The 21477-nt window shown below is 44.5% G+C and carries 15 protein-coding genes; 9 read left to right on the forward strand and 6 right to left on the reverse strand.

All coding sequences use genetic code 11. The annotated features are described in order from the left end of the window. Positions 1-84 precede the first annotated feature (84 nt). Complete coding sequence (locus OCV19_RS23610) at positions 85-747, forward strand: OmpA family protein (protein WP_065676463.1); 663 nt, start codon at positions 85-87, stop codon at positions 745-747. A 56-nt stretch (positions 748-803) separates the two neighbouring features. Here the strand turns inward: OCV19_RS23610 and OCV19_RS23615 are convergent, their stop codons facing one another. Beyond that, a complete protein-coding gene (locus tag OCV19_RS23615) occupies positions 804-1811 on the reverse strand; it encodes an AraC family transcriptional regulator (RefSeq protein ID WP_065676444.1) in 1008 nt (335 codons plus the stop codon). 285 nt (positions 1812-2096) lie between these two features. Between OCV19_RS23615 and OCV19_RS23620 the strand changes: the two genes are divergently transcribed. From OCV19_RS23620 to OCV19_RS23640, 5 genes are all read left to right on the forward strand, one after another. Then, positions 2097-3071 (forward strand): alpha/beta fold hydrolase, encoded by a 975-nt coding sequence (locus OCV19_RS23620; protein ID WP_083994306.1) that lies wholly within the window; start codon positions 2097-2099, stop codon positions 3069-3071. A gap of 55 nt (positions 3072-3126) precedes the next feature. Beyond that, positions 3127-4929, forward strand: a complete 1803-nt coding sequence (locus OCV19_RS23625; protein WP_083994308.1) for an arylsulfatase — start codon at positions 3127-3129, stop codon at positions 4927-4929. After that, positions 4929-6014, forward strand: coding sequence for a transporter (locus tag OCV19_RS23630; protein ID WP_065676446.1), 1086 nt, complete (start codon positions 4929-4931; stop codon positions 6012-6014). The genes OCV19_RS23625 and OCV19_RS23630 overlap by 1 nt, the downstream gene beginning before the upstream one ends. A 210-nt stretch (positions 6015-6224) precedes the next feature. Next, entirely contained in the window at positions 6225-7145 is a 921-nt protein-coding gene (locus tag OCV19_RS23635) for an IS5 family transposase (RefSeq protein ID WP_065676447.1), read from the forward strand. 60 nt (positions 7146-7205) lie between these two features. After that, positions 7206-7643, forward strand: coding sequence for a glutathione S-transferase family protein (locus OCV19_RS23640; protein ID WP_065676448.1), 438 nt, complete (start codon positions 7206-7208; stop codon positions 7641-7643). Positions 7644-7742: 99 nt separating this feature from the next. Here the strand turns inward: OCV19_RS23640 and OCV19_RS23645 are convergent, their stop codons facing one another. The 5 genes from OCV19_RS23645 to malT form a co-directional block, all read right to left on the reverse strand. Continuing rightward, positions 7743-8201, reverse strand: coding sequence for a copper chaperone PCu(A)C (locus OCV19_RS23645; RefSeq protein ID WP_065676449.1), 459 nt, complete (start codon positions 8199-8201; stop codon positions 7743-7745). Between the two features lie 82 nt (positions 8202-8283). Beyond that, the gene (locus tag OCV19_RS23650; protein ID WP_065676450.1) at positions 8284-8880 is read right to left on the reverse strand and encodes an SCO family protein; all 597 of its coding nucleotides are present in this window, start codon (positions 8878-8880) and stop codon (positions 8284-8286) included. Then, a complete protein-coding gene (locus OCV19_RS23655; protein WP_065676451.1) occupies positions 8877-9317 on the reverse strand; it encodes a hypothetical protein in 441 nt (146 codons plus the stop codon). The genes OCV19_RS23650 and OCV19_RS23655 overlap by 4 nt, the downstream gene beginning before the upstream one ends. 203 nt (positions 9318-9520) lie before the next feature. After that, entirely contained in the window at positions 9521-10441 is a 921-nt protein-coding gene (locus OCV19_RS23660) for a DUF368 domain-containing protein (RefSeq protein ID WP_017064236.1), read from the reverse strand. Positions 10442-11020: 579 nt separating this feature from the next. Further along, on the reverse strand, positions 11021-13729 hold the full coding sequence (malT, locus tag OCV19_RS23665; RefSeq protein ID WP_065676452.1) for an HTH-type transcriptional regulator MalT: 2709 nt from the start codon (positions 13727-13729) through the stop codon (positions 11021-11023). A gap of 567 nt (positions 13730-14296) precedes the next feature. Between malT and OCV19_RS23670 the strand changes: the two genes are divergently transcribed. The 3 genes from OCV19_RS23670 (at position 14297) to glgB (ending at position 21471) form a co-directional block, all read left to right on the forward strand. Continuing rightward, positions 14297-16750 (forward strand): glycogen/starch/alpha-glucan phosphorylase, encoded by a 2454-nt coding sequence (locus OCV19_RS23670; RefSeq protein ID WP_065676453.1) that lies wholly within the window; start codon positions 14297-14299, stop codon positions 16748-16750. A gap of 185 nt (positions 16751-16935) precedes the next feature. Continuing rightward, on the forward strand, positions 16936-19116 hold the full coding sequence (malQ, locus tag OCV19_RS23675; RefSeq protein ID WP_059017551.1) for a 4-alpha-glucanotransferase: 2181 nt from the start codon (positions 16936-16938) through the stop codon (positions 19114-19116). Between the two features lie 174 nt (positions 19117-19290). Next, positions 19291-21471, forward strand: coding sequence for a 1,4-alpha-glucan branching protein GlgB (gene glgB / locus OCV19_RS23680; protein ID WP_065676454.1), 2181 nt, complete (start codon positions 19291-19293; stop codon positions 21469-21471). Positions 21472-21477 lie beyond the last annotated feature (6 nt).

The raw sequence follows: 21477 nt of genomic DNA on the forward strand, positions 1-21477 counted from the left end.
GCTATTCAGTGAATATTTAATCGAAAGTCTAAATTTAACTGGAATATATTTATGCTATTCATATCTTCTGAAATAAAAAGATGCATTAAACCTATTATCTCTCTGTTGCTATTAACGAGCTTGGTGGGCTGTCAGGCGACTCAACGTCAGGACGCAACGACTGGTGAGATGGAAACGAATTCCACAACAAAAGGGGCTGCGATTGGTTCTTTGTCTGGTGCTGCGATTGGTCTCCTGTCTGGAGATAATTCAAAAGAACGGAAAAAGAGAGCGTTAATTGGGGCAACGGCTGGCGGTCTCATCGGTGGGGGAGTCGGCTACTCACTGGATAAACAAGAGGAAGCTTTGCGTCAGGAGTTGCTAGATTCAGGCGTTCAAGTAAAGCGTGTTGGTGAAAATGAGTTAGTGTTGGTGATGGAAAACGGCATTGGTTTTCGCTCTGGTGAATACCTACTTGAAGCGACGGTATACAATTCATTGAATGGTGTTGCGAGAATATTGGTCGAGTACCCAGATTCGTATTTGCAGATCAACGGCTATACTGACAGTACTGGCAATGATGCTTCTAATCAGCAGTTGTCTGAGAAACGTGCTGATTCAGTAAAAGCTTACTTAGTGAATCAAAAAGTGAAAGGTGGACGAATCAGTACCAGCGGCCTTGGTGAACGTTACCCTATTTGTGACAATGCAACCGAAGACGGAAGAGCCTGCAATCGCCGTGTCGAGATCAGTATCCAAGCCATCTAGCGAGGTGATGCAATCTTTCTCATCCGCAAGTAGAGACATTTTGCGGATGTTCTATTTTATTCTAATGACTTGAGGTATTGCTTTGGTGTCATGCCTCGATGTTTCTTAAACATATGTGTAAAACTGTCTAGGTGGCTATATCCCAATTTGTGGGCAACTTCGTCGACAGGCATTGATTGGCTTAGCATCTTGACGGCTTTATTACTCAAGACAAAACCACACATTTCGGTGAAGTTATGGCCATACTTGTGGAATCTGCGTTGAAATGTTTGTGTAGATAGACCAAATAATTTCGATACTCTTTCGAGCGTCGGTAATCCAAAGTGACATGAGTAATTGATGGCCTCATAAACCAATTTAGTATCATCGCTTGGATCGGGCATATCTAAGCATCGATCCAAGTCCTCAAAATTTAAAGAAAAGGTTTGTTTGGTATCTTGATTTTCAGCCAGATTTGCCAAGCGTAAGTTGGAATGAAACCAGATCTCTGTTTGATGATGATTCCATGTTACGTCACAGCCAAAATAGTCTCGATATAGGTTCTCATCCGCACGCTCCCCAGAAAGTAATACGCGCATCGGAGCGAAATCTACCCCAAGGTATTTCTTCAATATCTTTAACATCAAAACAGCGACTCTAATACTGTCATGAACGTCTAAGTGTTCCGTATCATACTGATTGTTGTAAGTCCACTTGATGATAGACCCCGCAGGTGCAGCAACCCAAAAAGCACCGGATTGAATACACCCCATGCCGTAATTTACCTTTCTTATCGTCGACATTAAGTCATGACCAGAGAACATCCATTGGCCTAATCCGCCCAAGTCTTCGACCCGGAAATGGCGCACAGCCTCGAGCATAAAGTTTGGATTTTTTGTATAGCATTCGAGTTCTTCATAAAGCTGAAATACCTCAGAAATGGGCAACAGGTTCATTGTGTGATTAAACGCGGATTGGGGAATTGTCTGTGGGGAGATTGGATCTGAATAATATTGATTACATACGTTGTAATACAAATTCATCAGGCTATTTACCCTTATAAAGTAAGTTGTGTTGATAGTCATTGATCCATCCAAACCTCTGTGAATTAGGTCATAAACATAGCATAAATGACGTAATTTAACGAGTTTTAACAGACCCCAACGATGTTAGTTAACATCAAATATATCGGTAAAGTAGTGGCGATAATATTAGTAATAATGGTGTTAACTACAATTGTTGATAGCTGTAAATACTGAGTTTAGTAAACCCCAATACTATTTTTTGAGAACCATAAATAAATTGGATGGAAATTTTTAATCATGGTTTCAGCGTCTTTTAACTTCAGAGAATTAAATAGAGATTAATTAATGACACATACTCCTAAGATAGAAAAAATTAGCGTGTTTGATCGTATTAACGCATCGGCACTGATGTTATTGACTTCTGAATATAAAAGCTTGGAGCAGTTGCGAAGAAAAAACGACTATCCAATGTTCCCAACATTTGAAACGACACCATCCATGCCAATAAAGCGAACCAAGATAAATGGTGTCGATATACGATACGCACATTCTGAAGCGATTGGTAAACCGACTCTTGTGATGCTTTCCCCTTTTCCTCAAAGCATTCTTGCGTATGCCCCTATTTGGACAGGGTTGGCTGAATACTACAACCTATATGCCTACGATATGCCAGGATTCGGCGGCAGTACTGGCGGGTTTGAATATATGTCTTTCAAGGCTCAAGGTGACTTTTTAAAAGATTTCTTGAATCATTTTGATATTCAATCACCACACTTATTAGGGCCTGATGTTGGTATGCCGGCGATCGTTTATTACACGGGCACTTATGACAACGATGTAAAAAGCCTATTGATAGGTGATGGTCCAGCGATTGACCCTTCGTCAAATGCAAGTGCCATTCGCAAAATGGTCGGCTCATCATTTTGGCGCACTGTCTTTAAAGTGACAGGATCTGGGTCTTTAATTCAAGGCTGTATCAAGGTTTGTTATACAAACTATCGCCCTAATGAAGAAGAGGTTTCGGACTATATCGCATCGTATCGCAATCGAATGCCCGCCGTAATGCAATGGTTCAAAGATTACCCAAAAAGTTTAACAACGGTTGATCCACTTCTCGAGAGAATTGAGTTACCTACTCAAATATTTTGGGGAGAAAACGACGCCATTCTCTATGTCGAGAATGGGGAACGTCTCGTTGAACGCATGCCGAATGCTGAATTAACAGTGTTTAAAGACAGTGGCCATTTTTGTTATCAAGACAGTCATAAAGAATTCGAATACATGGTAATTGATTGGATTACTAAGCAAGAGGAAAAATAAGTGGTTATTGAGACCAGTAAACAGAAATTGAATAAGAGGCTCAGGTTATTTTGATATGAACAAAGAAAGAAAATATCGGGTGTTCAGTAGCTTACTGATGAGTTTCACTTTGATGTACGCTCATACCTCGTTGGCACAAGAAAAACAGCCGAACGTTTTAATCATCACCGCTGATGACATGGGCTTTTCAGATGTTGGTGCATTTGGTAGTGAAATTCAAACGCCAACAATCGATTCTATCGCGAACGAAGGGCTACGTTTTAACAACTATTACACCAATCCTTTATGTACCCCAACCCGAACTTCGCTAATGTCTGGCGTTGATCATCACCGTGCGGGCGCCGGTACTATGGGTCTATTCACTGCACCAAACCAAAAGGGCAAACCTGGGTATGAGGGTTTCCTTCGAGAAGAATTTGTCACCCTAGGTGATCTTATGAAGGAAGCGGGTTATACGACGTTTGTTAGTGGCAAATGGGATCTGGGGCGTTTTCCTAATTTGATTCCAAGAGCGAGAGGTTTTGATCGTGATTTCGTTATGCTGGATGATCATGGTAGCCACTACAGTATGTTAGCGATGTGGGAAGAGGCACCAAAGCTACAATTTACTGAAGACGGAAAGTACCTTAAAGAGCTGCCAGATAACTATTACTCGAGTAAGACTTACACCGATAAAATGCTGTCTTTCATGAAAGATAATAAAGCAAAGGATGACAAGCCTTTCTTTGCTTTCCTCTCTTACCAAGCGCCTCATGATCCTTTGCATGTCGATGAACCGTGGAGAAGCATGTATCAAGGGCAGTATGACAAAGGTTGGTCTGCAGTACGATTAGCTCGTTATAACAAGCAAAAAGAGCTGGGTATTATTCCTGAGTTTACTGAACTTGCGGAGCGATATTGGTTCGTGCCGGATAGTGAGATGCTCGCACCAATTGTCAGAGCGGCACTAGGAAGAGAAATGGAGCTTTATGCTGGCTTGATGACCAACATGGATCATCATCTTAACCGTGTAATACAGTACTTGAAGGACAGTGGCGAATATGACAATACCATGATTTTGTTCTTTGGAGACAACGGCCCTGAGGGCAACGGCACTTTTGACAGAATCACGACGTTTGGAACGAAAAATTACATTTTCAAAGCAAGAAACTGGTCTGATCAAGGTGATATTCGTTTGCAAGGCACAGAGAATAACTATACCGAGCTCGATCCCGGTTGGGCGCAAGTTTCGGCTGCACCATTCTTTGGACATAAAGACTTTGCCTTGGAAGGTGGAATTCGTAATGCACTGATTGTTAAACCGGCGAAAGATAGCCCGCATAAGCCCGGAAGTATTCGTAATGATTTTATGCATGTTCAAGACATTTTCTTGACCTTAGCTGAAATGACCAATCAAGATTTCCCCAATGGATACACTCAGGCTAAATCTTGGCTTGAGATGTTAAATGATCCTGAGGCAACGGTTCGAACGGGAGAGGATTGGTTTGGTTGGGAGAGTGGTAACTCACGAGCATTACGTCGCGGCGAGTGGAAAATCTCTAATAATATTAAGCCTTGGGGTAATGAGCAGTGGCAACTGTATAACATTGAGAAAGATCTCTCTGAACGTTACGACCTAGCTGATAAGCATCCAGAGATATTGAATGAACTCGTCTCAATTTATGAAAACGAATATGTGCCAAAGAACAATGTCATTCTTGGCAGCCGAAATTTCCATGAAAGTGATTGGTGGGATGGGCCTCTTCGTTTTGAAGAGGGCAATGATGAAGGCTCAGAGTATCCGCCTGGTTTGTACAAAAAAGGATGGACGCCACCTCAAGATATGATGGCAGAACCTAAGCAAGTGGAGGAGGAATAATGATGAAAGGATTCAGCATAAATTCAGATTCAGTTAATCAAATGACTAAATACCTCGTGGGTGCCGGGCTCATTGTTTCTACCAGTGCTAGTGCTTTGACATTACCTCCAAGGTTTTATGAACGTACGTTACTAGGAGTAGAAGCGATACCTATATTAGGGATCAGCTTTGACGGAAATATTAACCCATTTGACCCTACATTAGGTGACAACGGTAATGCTCATTTACCACAACCCGGTATTGATGACATTCATTTAGAAGGAACAATGGCGTTAGCGGGCTATTCGATTAGCTTCCCCATTAGTGACAGGTCAGCTCGTATTTCCTACTTACAACCTGTTGGCAACATGAATGTGACAGCGACGGGGCAAGTAACTAGTGGTGGGCAAACAGTATCCAATGTGCCTATTCAGTATTATTCAACTAATGGTATCGGTGACCCATTTTTTGAATTTACGATTGGGCTAATCGGTTCTCCAGCATTAGATGAGCTACCTAAAGCGATTCGTTATCAACCGGGCTTTCAAATGGACTTATTGGTCGACTTAAGCGTACCGCTTGGTGAATATGACTCGGATCAAGCGATTAACATGGGCACGAACAGATTGTGGGGAAGAGTGGGTTTCCCGATGATGTATCAGTTAGGAGATGTGTGGGCGCCAAGTAAGCGTGCTTCGCTAGAACTCCTACCTGCTGTCACTTGGTATGGCGATAATGACGACATGTATGGAGGCGGCTCTCAAAGCACTGATTTAGGTTACAGCCTCGGTGCTCATTTGACTTACGATTTAAGCCAACATGTGTGGGTTTCTTTGGACTACTCCTACGTGAAATCAGGTGATTATACCAACAGCGGTAATGTTCAAGTTTCCAACAATGGAAGCTTTGAGGGTCAGGACTTTTCAAGCGTTGGCTTTACGGTTGCTACGGATCTTACGCGTAATTTGAATACCTCATTGGGTTATCAGACGACCATTAATGATGGTGGTGCTGGCGAAGCGCAAATGAGCACCTTCAGTTTCAACTTGGTCTATTACTGGGCAGATATTCTTGATGGGTTAGACCGGACAGGTTTTAAGTTCTAAATATGAATTTTTAAACTCAGCTTCCTACTTCCTACTTCCAGAGTGATGGGGGAAGCTGAACTATAGTTTGAGAGGTTTCAATGTATTTTGTAAAAGTGCGTGTTGAACATGCGGGGTTAACAGAGAAAGAGGGCTTTGTTGCGTAATTCAATGGAACTAAATCAAGAACCTACGATCTGATCAGCTACCTCCACCCTCTCTCGTAGCCCTATGCCTAAGCCTCGTTACAAAACAACCAACTGGAAGCAATACAACCAATCACTCATTAACCGTGGCTCTCTGACCTTTTGGATTGATGAAGAAGCAATAAGCGGGTGGACGCAAAGTAAACAGAATAAGCGCGGGAAGCCGCGTCGGTTCAGTGATTTAGCTATCACGACAGCACTCATGGTGAAACGAGTTTTTTCTATGCCATTGAGAGCGCTTCAAGGATTTATCGACTCGATATTTAAGTTAGCCCATGTACCGTTAAGTTGTCCGCATTACACCTGCATAAGTCGTAGAGCCAAGCAAGTTGAGGTTTCATTTAAGACTAAAACGAGAGGAGCGATACAGCACCTAGCTATTGATGCTACTAGCCTTAAGGTTTATGGCGAAGGTGAATGGAAAGTCAAAAAACATGGGACGGATGGCAAGCGTAGAGTCTGGCGAAAGCTTCATATTGCCGTCGATACCAACACTCATGAGATCATTGCCGCCGAGCTAAGTTTATCGACGGTTACAGATGGAGAAGTACTCCCTAACTTACTGAAACAAACACGCCGAAGTATCCTTGAGGTATCTGGTGATGGCGCTTACGACACGAGAGCGTGTCACGCTGCTATTAAGATTAAGGGAGCCATTGCGCTTATTCCCCCAAGAGAAGGGGCAGCCTTCTGGGAGCGTGGTCACCTTCGAAATCTCGCCGTGGGTTGCCAGAAATTATACGGCTCAAATAAGTATTGGAAAGAGCGGTATGGATACCACAAACGTTCACTCTCAGAAACAGCGATGTATCGAGTTAAACAGTTGCTAGGAGGGCAACTGAGTTTAAGAAATTACAATGCACAGGTGGGTGAAACTTACGCGATGATAAAAGCGTTGAACAAGCTTACTGGGTTAGGTATGCCTGAAACTTGTCGTGTTGACTAAAAAACAAGCAAAACGGGTTGCCCTATCTCTAAATTTAATTACGCAACAAAGCCTTTTGTCTTGTCTGAATCAACAGCGATTTTAGAGTTTTTAGCGCAGGAGTACGGTAAGGGGCAAATCAAACCAAGCGACAAGAGTGACAATCGAGAAAAGGCACTTTGTGCTAAATGGTGCTCTTTTGCGGTTTGTGAGCTTGAGCAACCTTTGTGGACGATGGCTAAACACAGCTTTATTTACCCCGAAGATATGCGTCAGGATGGCATTTTACCTGTCTGTCAAAAGGAGTTCCAAAACGCTTTATCAGTTTTGAGCCAACAACTTGATAGTAACGAATACCTATTGGGTGAGGTGTTTTCTATTGCTGATATTTTAATTTCACACACCTTAGCGTGGGCGCTAAGTTTTCAGCAAGAGATCCCACAATCTAATTTGATGAGTTATGTGCAACGTTGTACATCTCGTCCCGCATTTAAAATGGCTCAGCAGAGAGAGCTTTGAACTTTATTTTGATTAAGTAAAAACAACCATGATAACTTTCGTCATCATGGTTGTTTTCTTGTATAGCTATAACAGAATGTTTGTTAGTGCTGTATTGTATTAATGATGATCGTGATTCATCTTTTTCATTCCGCTCATTACTTTCTTAACCGGCGCATCGAAGGTCTGCGTTTCACCGTTGGCGAAGGTCAGTGTCATCTCGATTTGCTCACCTTCTTTTAAGCTGCTTGCTAGGTCGAACAACATGATGTGTAGGCTACCTGGTTTAAGTTCCGCTTCACCGTTCGCAGGAATGGTGATCTCTTGAACTTGGCGCATTTTCATAACATCGCCATCCATGATTACATCATGAAGTTCTACTTTACCTGCTGCAGGTGTTGTTGCAGAAACAATAGCGCGATCTTTATCGCTGTGGTTCATCAGAGTCGTGAACACCGCGCTGTTCACTGCTGAAGGCGGGGTTGCACGAGCGTACGCGTCATGAACCATAATATCGCTACTAGCCTGAGCAAAAGGGGTGAGCAATAAGCCTGCTAGAGCAAGTGCTTTTAACTTCATGTTGTTGTCCTTAATTTTTATGTTTTTGGTCTGGGACCTGACTTTTTTGAACTTTATTGAGTAAGTTCTTTGTTTTTACGTTTTACTGCGTCAGCTTGTTGATAGCCTCAACAATTGGCGCTGGCGTCAACGTGTGCGGTACTTTGGTAATCAAGGTACCGTCGGGCTTTAAAAAATAAAAATATGAGCTGTGGTCTAGGGTGTATTCCAACTCTGAACCTTCAAGCTTGGTCTTTCTGAAAATAACGCCGTAGTTATGAGCCAGAGTCGTTGTGACATCCAATGGACCACTTAGTCCTTCCATCATCGGGTGGAAGTATTGCGCGTATTCATACGAGGCTTCAGCGGCATCACGTTCAGGATCGAGAGAAACAAACATCGGGCGAATATTGGCTTTTGCTTCATCAGAAACTTGGTTAAGTGCTCCGGCTAACATCGCTAGAGAAGTGGGGCACACATCTGGGCAGCGTGTGAAACCGAAGTAAACGATACGAATTCTGTCGTCGGTTTCGTCAAAGAGTTTTATTGGTTGGTTGTCTTTTCCAAAAAGCGTTGTTGCCGAGAATTCTTGCTTTGCAGCGTGCTGTTCTTGAGCTTCGTTTTGCCCATCAAGGTAGCTTTTGACACCAAAGCCAAGTACAAAAGCGACAACCAATGCTAACGACCAATTTCTACTCATCTTGCCATCCTTATTGCAGGGTTTACAGTATCGACACCATCAGTGAGTTCACCGATCCATGTCATTTTATCTAAAGTACATACAGGTAAAATCACATCACCTTCATAGGTATTGTTGCCAATGCTCTTTAATTGAAAACGCGCTGATCCCATTTCCATTTCTAAACCTGTGAGCGATAACATCAGTGTCTCAGATGCAGCACCTTCCCAAACTACCTTTATCTTTGTGGGTAGAAGAGGTTGCGCGGTTTCTCGGTCAAGCGACATTGAAATGGATTCCTGCTCACACGATGTGGTTGAAAGCATGCAGTAATCATCCAAGTTGACGTCGGCAGTTGAGTGCTCCATCGCTGATTTAAACTGCTGAATTGCTTGCGGCCCATAAAAGCCTGCCACGAGAGCGATCCCAACAGCAGCAACCTTTAATGCAGAGTGCATGTCGTGTTCTCATCTAATTTTATAAGAGCGGCGATGTTATCACACCCCTCAATACGTGCTTGTATCAAAAAGCAATTTTGTGCGTATGGTAGAACTAAAAAAGCGAAGCCATTGGCTTCGCTTTTGTCTGTTTAATAGATATGTGAGCTTAGTATTTCTAAGTTCTATCCATTCTGAACATGTTCCAGAAATACGTTGAATGATTAGTCAGCGTTACGCTCTGCGAACTTCTCCAGGCCTAAAACCAATGCAATCGCAGCAAACATCATCACAATCGCCATGACCAACTGAGAAGGCTGAGAGGTTACCGCTTCAAAATCAAACGGTGATAGGTTTTCTTGAATCAGAGGAACTTGTTCACCTTTTGAGTTTGTGCGCCAGCTGATGGTCTCTTTCCAAGGCCAGATCTTAGGCAGCGTACCGATCATCAAACCGGTTAAGAATACCAATGTGAAGTCGCGGAATGAACGCAATAGCCAAGACAGTACATGTGAGAAAGTCAGCAGTCCGATCACACAGCCCGCAAGGAATAGCGCAAGTACATCGACTTGAAATGATTTAACGGCGCCAAGCACGGGGCCATACATGCCAATCAGGAGCAGAATAAAGCTGCCTGAAATACCGGGTAAAATCATCGCGCAGATAGCAATCGCACCCGCAATCAATACGTTGATGCTGGTTGGTTCCATTTGCAGCGGTTTAAGCACGGTAATGCTATAAGCGAAAGCAACGCCAAGCAGCAAAAACACGAAGCGAATCATATCGCGTTTCTCTACTTGCTTAAGAATATGGAAAACCGAGACCAAGATCAGGCCGAAGAAGAAAGACCACAGTGGAACGGGGTGGGTGACCAATAACCAAGAAATCAGTTTTGCAAATGTCGCAATGCTGGTGAATACGCCTGCGAACAGTGAAATCAAGAAGAAACCATTGATGTGGTTAAACGCGGCTTTGAAGCCTTCGCGTTTCCATAAGCCAAGTACGCTAGGGTTAATTCTGCGAATGCTTTCTAGCAGCGTATCGTAGATACCAGTGATGAATGCGATGGTTCCGCCTGACACGCCAGGAACAACGTCTGCTGCGCCCATTGCCATGCCTTTGAAAAAAGTACTTAAGTAATTCATTGCTTCATAGAGTTGAGGATGATTTTGTGCAGTATACAAACTTTAGTGTAAAAAAAGTATGAATATGCTTTTGGGGAAAGGCTTTTATTACTCTATTAATTGTAACGCAATAAGTTGAAGTGAATATTTGCCTAACATTTAGATAACAACCACTTAGTGATTTGTCATTAAGAGCAGCGATGAAACTGATTTCTTATCGATATTGCATCTTGGTTGCATTATGCAAATGCACTTTGCAATTCGCATGACGAATTCATGGTTTTTATGCGATGCAGGGCTTATAAAACGTTGAATAAAAGTTGGCACGCTAACTGCATTATATCCATTGACCCTTCTTAAGCCGAGGGTCACCTAGCCAACTGACGTTGTTAGTGAACTTATGATTTGTTCACAAATATATAGAGCCAATCGCGATTATTGCGGTTGGCTATTTTTTTGCCTGTCGTTTGGTGATTGTCTTTTTTCTTTTCCAGTTCCTACATTTTTAAGCTCTAACTTCAGATGAAAAAAAAGCCAGCCACCATTGGTGACTAGCTTAAACTTTTCTCGAATCAATCTCGAATCAATCTTGAATCCGTTTTAGTACCCCATCAACTGCAGCAAGTTCTCCGCTGTGCTGATTGCTTCTTTACGGTTAGCAATGTTGAGCTTTTGGTAAAGGTTACGGATGTGAGTCTTGATTGTGGTACCCGCTACATCGAGTTCTTGAGCGATCTGCTCATTACTGAATCCTGAATAGATCAGACCAAGTACTTGCCATTCACGCTGGGTGAGTGGGCTAGTGCGCACCAGCTCAGGAATATTCGGGTGATTAACCAAGTTCTCAACAAAGTCTTCATCGAAATGAACCGAGCGACTGCGTTGCGTAGTTGAGATATCCTTCATGATTTGTTGTGCGCGGTGACGTTCTAAATCACCTAAGCCAGGCTTGTTGCTCAACTTATCTAGGATATGCCCGATAGTACCGCCATCGACTAAGAAGTTACCGACCATACCAGTTTGGTTAGTCATATGAAGCGCTTCTTCAAGCAGTACTCGTGCGCTGTCTTCATCGTTAATTTGTGTACGTAACACGGCTTCAACGATCAAGTTGCGGTTGGTGTCTGTAATCAGGTGCGAACGCTGGGCTTCACTCTTAAGGAAGGTCAGCGCTTCTTCGGCTTCTTCGTATTGCTCAAGGATGATGTGTGCACGAACGATGTTTCGCCACTGAAGTTGGCAGAAGTGGTTGCTTGCCGATTCAGGTCGAACAGCCACACTCAGCCAATCACGGATAGCTTCTTTATCGCCTTTTACTTGCCAGAACAGAATCAAAGAAAGAGAAGCATTTGCCGTCCAATCTACGTGGTAAGTCGATTGACGCAATAGGTGCTGAATCTGGTCAATAAACTTCGACGCTTTATCTATCTCGCCGCGGCTCAATGAAATACGAGCCAACATAGAATAGCTGTGTAGGTGTTTACTCGGAGAGTGGTGACCAAGGATATCTAAGCCTTTGTAGCAACACTCTTCCGCTTCATCTAGTCGGTTCCAACACCAGAAGATCTGAGCGCGAACACGCAGCAAGAATTCATGCAGCGGCACGTATTGAAGCTGGTGCTCTTCAATCAATTTGAATGCACTGTCTTGTAGCTCAAATGCAGCTTGAACATAACCTTGAGCAATCAAGATTTCGCTTTGTTGCAGAATCGCCCACAGAGCCTGATGGTAAACCTGATACTGACGTGCCAGTTTTTCTGTTTGTTGCATCATCGGTAGCGCACGACTGAGGTTACCCATTACGTGATTCACTTCGCCAACAACCGAGGTTGCAACAATACGGCTACGATAAACAGTGGTGTTCAGTTGGCTCAACGAAAGCTCAGCCAGTTCTAACGCTTTTTCAGGTTCATTGCTGTTGATGGCAACTTGGGCGCGCAAGGCGTTGTATTGACCTTGCTGCTGAGTATCGAGTTCAATGTTTCGAGCTTGATATTGAGTCTCTGCCTCTTCCAACAAAGTACCCACTTGGTCATAACGGTGCTGACTTTGTGCAAGCCACGCGCGTAGCATCGAAAGCTTAGGTTCACTGTATAGTTGATCTGTGGTTAGCTGCTTGATCGCCATTTCTAATGACGAAAGCTCACCTTGGTTGAACATCGGCCAACCGTGCTCAGTCAGGATTTGAATGATCAGTTCTGGATCTTCAGCGCGCTGTGCGTGACGTAGTGCTTGGTGTGGTGTGTTTTGCTTGATCCACGCTTTTGCAGCACTTCGATGCAGTTCAGCTTCCTGCTGAGGAATTCGAGCTTGGCGCTCATGTGCGAGGAATTCACCAAACAAGTTATGGAAGCGATACCAGTTCTTTTCACCTTCAAGCGGGTAGATGAACAAACCAAAACGGTTGAGTGATTCGATCATACCTAACGCATCTTCACGCTGTGTAAGTGCACACACAAGCTCATCGTTGAAGTGATCAAGCACGGAACATTGCATCAAGAACTGTCGGGTTTCTTTGTCTAGCAAGTCGAAAACCTCTTCAACCAAGTAGTCCCAAAGATGGGCGTGGTTAAAGTGAGAGAATGACTCTGCGGACTGTGCAAGAGTGCGTTTTTGGTGTTGTGCTTGTAGCGCGATAAGTTGCAGTGCAGAAGGCCAACCTTCTACATAACTACAAATACTGTCTGCCGTGGTGTCATCAATGCCGTCGGCTACGCGTTGGTTGAAAAAGCGTGTGGTTTCTTCGGTATCAAACGCCAACGAGTCATTACCTAATTCGATCATTAAGTCACGAACGCGCAGGTTTGCTGTACCAAGTGGTGGCGTACCACGACTGGTGACAACCAACGTTAGGTTATCGGGCATGTGTTTGAGGAAGAAGCGCATGGCTTCGTGGATGTCGTCATTGTTGACCAAGTGATAGTCATCCAACACCAGAAAGCACTCGTGATGGAATTCCGACATCTCGGAAAATACTTCACTTAATAAAGAATGCAGCGATGAAAACTGTCGCTTTTCTGCCAATTTTTGGGCATTCGGACAGGCATTTTGAGTCGCTTTATTAAGTGATTGAAGTAGGTAGTTGATAAAGCGGAAGGCATCATTGTCGCTATCATCAATGCTGTACCAACCCACATTAGGTTTATCTACCAACCATTGTGCAGCCATGGTGGTTTTGCCGTAGCCCGCTGGAGAGCGGAACAACACAAGCTTATAGCAATCTGCATTGTGAAGCAGATCGAGAACCCTAGGTCGTAGGATTGCATTATGTAAGCGGCCGGGACGAGTCAGTTTCGAAGGGATCCACATATCGAAGTTTTACACCTATTCCGTGGCTATGTTCTGGAATATCCCAATCTATCGTTGAGTGCACTCCAATGACATGAGCCTAATTACTTAAGTCTTTACTCATATTACGTGAAGCAAAACGTTACCGACTACGATCCTCCTCAGAAACCTTGCACTCCTGCATGTTTTTGGGTGTCTACGCCCTTTATTTGAGACTTTGCTCACGTTGCGGGTTGATTTGTGAATGTGACTTCGTTCATCCCTACACGGAAATCTATGCAAAAGATGAGAGTTGGAAATTATTTTCGTGATCTGAATATCAGATTTAACAATGACTTTAATCTGGTTAAATAAAAGTCACATCAATTGAAGTTAAGTTATCGAACGGGAGCTTGTGATCTTAGTCACTCCAAGTTTTTGTTCGCAGTCAGAACATGAGAGTCAGATCACTAACCCTAAGTCGGTACGCCCCCTACGCCCTCCCATCTACTCCTAGTCAGTTGCATTAGCGGGAGGATGTTTAGTTTATGGTGACCATGCACGATATGTCACAGATGAATTAGAACTATTAAAAGCGAGATTTCTGAAATGAAACCAACTCAGCAAAAAACTTTCGATAAAGTGTCTTTCCAAGAGAGTGTTAAGAAACATTTATCTGCAACCTACGCAACAACCGTTGAAACAGCAGACAGCCGTTCATGGTATCTAGCAATGGGTCGTGCTCTTGCAGAGCTAACGACTTTTGACCTGCTAGAAACTGAAAATGATGAAAAAATTAAGAACGCTAAGAGCGTTAACTACCTATCACTAGAGTTTTTGATTGGTCGTCTAACAGGTAACAACCTGATCAGCATGGGTCTATACGAACAGATCACTCATGCAATGGAAGAGCTAGGTCAAAACCTAACTGACCTTCTAGAAGAAGAACGCGACCCATCACTAGGTAATGGTGGTCTAGGTCGTCTTGCTGCTTGTTTCATGGATTCTTGTGCCGCTCAAGAATACCCAACAGTAGGCTACGGTCTTCACTACGAGTACGGTCTATTCAAACAATCTTTCCAAGACGGTCGTCAACAAGAAGCACCTGACGCATGGCGTGGTGTTGAAGGTTACCCATGGGAAGTAGCTCGTCCAGAACTAGCACAACACATTGGTTTTTACGGTCATGTAGACGTTGAGTTCGTTGACGGTAAAGAAGTTCGTACTTGGGTTCCAGGTATGGAAGTAAAAGCGATGCCTTGGGATCTACCTATCGTAGGTTACGAGTCAAACACGGTTTACCCGCTGCGTCTTTGGGAATGTCAGGCAATCGCACCATTCTCACTAGCAAGCTTTAACAACGGTGATTACTTCGAAGCGCAACACTCGCTAATCGATGCAGGTAACATCACTAAAGTTCTTTACCCGAACGACAACCACGAGAAAGGTAAGACTCTGCGCCTAATGCAGCAGTACTTCCACTCAGCAGCGTCTGTTCGCGATATTCTACGTCGTCACGAAGCAGCAGGCTTCTCTCTAGAAGATCTGCCTAAGCAAGAAACGATTCAGCTTAACGATACGCACCCAACGATTGCGATTCCTGAGCTAATGCGCATCTTGATTGACGAGAAAGGTCTATCTTGGGATCAAGCATGGGAAATCAGTGCTCATACGTTCGCATACACGAACCACACACTACTTCCTGAAGCACTAGAGACTTGGTCTGAATCACTGATCAACCGTCTTCTTCCACGTCACATGGAAATCATTTTTGAAATCAACCACCGCTTCATGCAAGAAGTTCGCAAGATGTGGCCTGGTGACGGTGAGAAGCAAGCGAAGCTTTCTATCATCCAAGAAGGTTTCCACCGCATGGTTCGCATGGCAAACCTATGTGTGATTGGTTCTTACAAAGTAAACGGTGTAGCTGCGCTTCACTCGCAACTGGTTAAGAAAGACTTGTTCCCTGAGTTCAACGAAATCTTCCCTGGTAAACTGACTAACGTAACGAACGGCATCACGCCACGTCGTTGGTTGAAGTTCTGTAACCCAGGTCTATCTACGCTAATCACAGGTAAGATCGGCACTGAGTGGCCAGCAAAACTTGAGCAGCTAGAAGGCATCGCTAAGTTTGCAACAGACACGAAATTCCAAAAAGAATTCATGGCTGTTAAGAAAGAAAACAAACAGCGTCTTGCTGATTGGGTTCAAGAGAACATGGGTATCGAACTAGATACTAACGCTATCTTTGACGTTCAAATCAAGCGTCTTCACGAATACAAGCGTCAGCACCTAGATTTGCTACACATTCTATCTCTGTACCACCGTATTCTTAACGAACCAGGTTTCGAGTGTGAGCCACGCGTATGTTTCTTTGCAGCGAAAGCAGCACCGGGTTACCACCTAGCGAAAGAGATCATCTTCGCGGTTAACAAGATTGCAGAGAAGATCAACAACGACCCTCGCATCGGTAACAAACTGAAAGTGGTATTCATTCCTGACTACCGTGTAAGCATGGCTGAAATCATCATCCCTGCAGCAGATGTTTCTCAACAAATCTCACTAGCTGGTAAAGAAGCATCAGGTACGGGCAACATGAAGATGGCTCTAAACGGCGCGCTAACTATCGGTACGATGGATGGTGCAAACGTTGAGATTCGTGAAGAAGTGGGTGATGAAAACATCTACATCTTCGGCCTAGACGTTGATGGTGTTCAAGCACTGAAAGCTCAGGGCTACAACCCATACGACTACTACAATGCAGACCCACTACTGAAAGCATCTCTAGACCTACTGACTGGCGATGAGTTCACTCCAGGTCAACCAGGTCTTCTACGTGCAACGTTTGATAGCCTGCTAGACGGTGGTGACCCTTACCTATGTCTTGCTGACTTCGCCTCTTACGTGAAAGCGCACGAAGACATGGGCACGCAATACAAAGACCAAGCAGGTTGGGCTAAGAAAGCAATTCTTAACACAGCATTGGTTGGTAAGTTCACATCAGACCGCTCTATCCGCGACTACGTGAACAACATCTGGAAACTTGAAGCGGTTAACCGTTAATACTTCCAAAGTAGCCAAGGCAGTTTCTGCCTTGGCTCAATTAGCTTGTGAGCAAACGAAAGGCTTAAAAGTTTCGTTTATCAACAAGCTGCTTACAAACCGATTGTCACAAGCTAATTGATTAGTAAAAATTAAATTAACAACCCTACAAAATAGAAAGCGTCAGAACGTTTTCGGAGAGAGCGATGAAAGAACAAACCGTATTAAAACAAGTCGCAGAAATGGCAAACATTGCCGACAGTTACGTTAGTGCGTGGGGCGATGAAGCACAAGTATCAGAAGAGACGATTACGTCTCTATTGGCTTCGTTGGGCTACGATACAAGCAGCGATGATGCACTGCTTAAATCTGCAGAAAGAAAACACAAAAAAGATGTACTAGACCCAGTTCTTGTCTTGCGTGACGGTGAGCCAGTAGAAGTGGCGCTTAATCTAGGTGTAAGTGCTCGTGAAAGTGAGTTCAGCTGGCGCTTAGAAACCGAGCAAGGAGAGGTACTTGAAGGCTATCTTCAATCTCAAGTCGTTCGTGACGAGCGTGCCGAGGGTGGCCCTTTAGTGTTTGCATTGCCAAGTGATTTGGCATGGGGTTATCACAAGCTAATTGTGAGCCGTAAGCGCCGTAAGAAGCCTTACGAGATGACACTGATTATTACGCCAAAAGCGTGTTTCAAGCAGTCACCAATCGAGCAAGGCAAAAAGCTTTGGGGACCCAGTGTTCAACTTTACACGCTAAGAACTCAGCACAACTGGGGTATTGGTGATTTCGGTGACCTAAAACAGCTTGTTGCGGATATCGCTTCTCGTGGTGGTGACTTCGTTGGTCTAAACCCAATTCACTCATTGTTCCCTGCGAATCCAGAAGGCGCGAGCCCATACAGCCCGTCGTCACGTCGTTGGTTGAACATCCTATACATTGATGTGAGTTCAGTACCTGAATTCGCATTAAGTGCAGAAGCACAACAAACGGTAGGCAGCGCAGAGTTCCAACAGCGTCTACAAAAAGCGCGTGAAGCACACTGGGTAAACTACACCGAAGTGTCTGAGCTTAAGATGAGCATCTTGCCTCTGCTATTCGCAGAATTTAAGACTCGTCATCTAGACAAAAACAGCGACCGTGCACAAGCGTTCTTAGCCTTCGTAGAAGAGGGTGGCGATAGCCTGATGCATCAAGCGGCGTTTGATGCTCTACATGGTGAACTGCATGCAGAAGATTCTGGCATGTGGGGATGGCCAGTATTCCCTGAGAAGTACCGTACATTCGACAGCCCTGCGACACAGAAGTACATCAAAGAGAACCTAGAAAACGTTCATCTGTACATGTACCTGCAATGGTTAGCGGATTGCCAGATCAACGATGCACAGTCTCTTGCAGAAGAGAAAGGCATGGCTGTTGGCCTTTACCGTGACTTAGCGGTAGGTGTTGCAGATTCAGGCAGCGAAACTTGGGCTGACGAAGGCAACCTAGTGATGGATGCGAGCATCGGTGCTCCACCTGATATTCTTGGTCCTTTGGGTCAGAACTGGGGTCTACCTCCGCTAAACCCAGAAGTGCTTCAAGAAACAAGCTACGACGCTTACATCAAGCTACTTCGTGCAAACATGAAGCACTGTGGTGCTCTGCGTATTGACCACGTATTAGGTCTACTGCGTTTGTGGTGGATTCCAAAGGGTGAGAACGCAACTAAGGGCGCGTACATCTACTACCCAGTGCAAGATATGCTGTCGATTCTGGCGCTTGAGTCTCACCGTTACCAATGTAGCGTTATCGGTGAAGATTTAGGTACGGTACCGGATGAGATTGTCGACATCCTTGCAGATGCTGGCGTGCATTCTTACAAAGTGTTCTTCTTCGAAACATCAGAAGACGACGGTGGTTTCATCTCACCAAAACACTACGCATCACAATCTATGGCGGCACTGTGTACTCACGATATGCCAACGCTTCGCGGCTTTTGGCACTGTGATGACCTAAAAATGGGCCAAGAGATTGGCTTATACCCAGATGCAGAACAATTAGAAACCTTGTTCGATGACCGCCTAGAGTGCAAGCAAGGTATCTTAGATTCAGTAGCATGGCATGGTTTCCTACCAGAAGGTGTGGGCCGCGATGCGAGCCAAGTACCGATGGACTCTTACCTTGCTGAGGCACTTCAACTGCACGTAGCGGCTGGTGGTTCAACACTACTGAGCGTTCAGCTAGAAGATTGGCTAGAGATGGACAAGCCAGTAAACATTCCTGGTACAGTTGATGAATACCCTAACTGGCGTCGCAAACTATCAATGAACTTGGACGAAATATTTGCTCACGAAGGCGTTAATCGTATCGCTTCTAAGCTGACTGACGTTCGAGAAAAAGCAGGTAAGTAATGACGTGAGTGACTTGAAATTAGGTGGTTTTTTGCTTACGCCGTACGAAACTACAACCTCGGTCACTCAATAATGAATGCTCATCTGGTAGAATAAACCGTCGTTATATTGCCCGCACTAATAGCGGGCATTTTTGTATTATGTTTTTTGGATGTTTGGTTAGGGAGAAACGTTTTGGAACTAAGTTCGATTTCAAAGCAAAAACAAATATATACCCAACTATCACAGGCTTGCTTCACAGACCCACTTGCGTTTTTAGGGCCATACCTACCTTCTGAGCAAGGTGCATTACGGGTGTGGATTCCTGGGGCATATAAAGTCGAGTTGATTGTTGGAAAGGAACCTCGTATTGAGTTAACGCGAGAGGGTGAAAGTGGTTTCATTCTTAAGCAAGAGAGAGACTTACGTTTCACTCACTATAAGCTTGCGGTTGATTGGGCTGGCGTAGAACAGATCATTGATGATCCGTATCAGTACCACGATCTATATGCGAGTTATGAAGATCTTCATACACCGAAAGATATGTATCATCACATGGGGGCTCAGTTTATTACGCTAGAGCGTGATGGACAGACGATTTCAGGTACGCGTTTCTTGGTGTACGCACCGCATGCAACTGCGGCAAGCTTGGTGGGTAACTTCAACGCTTGGGATGGTCGCCGCCACCCAATGCAACGCTTAGATTACGGTATGTGGGGTCTATTCATTCCTGAACTGGAAGAAGGCGCTCAATACAAGTTTGAATTAAAAGGACCAAATGGCGAAGGCTTACCACACAAAGCTGACCCATGGGGTTTCTACTCTGAGCAGTACCCATCGTTCTCATCTGTAACTTACGATCACGCTCGTTACGAGTGGCAAGATACTCAATGGCAGAATCGCCCTGTAACACAAAAGCGTAAAGAAGCGCTTTCGTTCTACGAACTTCACGCAGGTTCTTGGAAGCGTAACGCTGAAGGTGAATTTTTAAACTACCGTGAGCTAGCGGCAGAGCTAATCCCATACCTAACGGATCTTGGCTACACGCACGTTGAGCTAATGCCAGTTTCTGAGCACCCATTCTATGGCTCTTGGGGTTACCAACCTGTTGGTCTTTTCGCTCCAACCAGCCGTTTCGGTTCACCGGATGACTTCAAATACTTCGTAGACCAATGTCACCAAGCGGGTCTTGGCGTTGTTCTGGATTGGGTTCCAGCTCACTTCCCAAGTGATGATCACGGCCTAGCAAACTTCGATGGTACGCCATTGTTCCATGATCCAGATCCGCGTCGCGGTTGGCATCAAGATTGGAACTCGTACATTTACGATTTAGGCAGAGAGCATGTTCGTCGTTTCTTAGTTTCTAATGCACTGTACTGGTTCGAGCAATTCCACATTGATGGCATTCGTGTTGATGCAGTCGCTTCGATGCTGTACCTCGATTACTCACGCAGCCATGATCAATGGATTCCGAACGCAGACGGCGGCAACGAAAACTATGACGCCATCGCAACCCTTAAGTGGATGAACGAAGAAGTGTACAAGCACTTCCCGAATGCGATGACGATTGCCGAAGAGTCGACAGCGTTCCCTGGTGTTTCAGCACCGACTTTTATGGGCGGCTTAGGCTTTGGCTTTAAGTGGAACATGGGTTGGATGCACGACAGCTTGTCTTACATTCAAGAAGACCCAATCAACCGTAAATATCACCACGATACGATTACCTTCCCACTGGTTTACGCACACAGTGAGAATTATGTATTGTCTCTGTCTCACGATGAGGTAGTTTACGGGAAGGGTTCTATCCACAACAAGATGCCGGGTGATGAATGGCAGCAAACGGCAAATCTACGTGCTTATATGGGTTACATGTATGCGCAGCCGGGTAAGAAGCTGAACTTCATGGGCGCAGAATTTGGTCAGACGGCTGAATGGAACCATGATGACCAACTGCAATGGTTCTTGCTGGATTACGAACGTCATCAAGGTGTTCAGCGTTTAACGAAAGACTTGAATAACCTGTACCGCTCTGAAGCTGCAATGCACGATCTTGATTTTGATCCGAAAGGATTTGAATGGCGTTTACAGGACTCTGCTGAAGCGAGTATCTTAGCGCACGAACGCATCAGTGAGTCTGGTGAGCGTGTATTAATTGTCTCTAACTTTACACCAGTGCCTCATGAGCATTTCCGTTTAGGTGTTCCTGCAAAAGGTGAGTACTCACTGCTGTTGAATACAGACTCTGTGGACTATGCAGGCAGCGGTTTTGAAGTGAAGCAGACAGCTGAGATTGAATCAGTAGAAAGCGAAGGATTAGACACTTCGATTGAGCTACGCTTACCGCCGTTATCGACCGTTTTTTACAAGCTAAATTAGGTCTAT

It is taken from the genome of Vibrio celticus (genome assembly GCF_024347335.1).
Lineage (GTDB): Bacteria > Pseudomonadota > Gammaproteobacteria > Enterobacterales > Vibrionaceae > Vibrio > Vibrio celticus.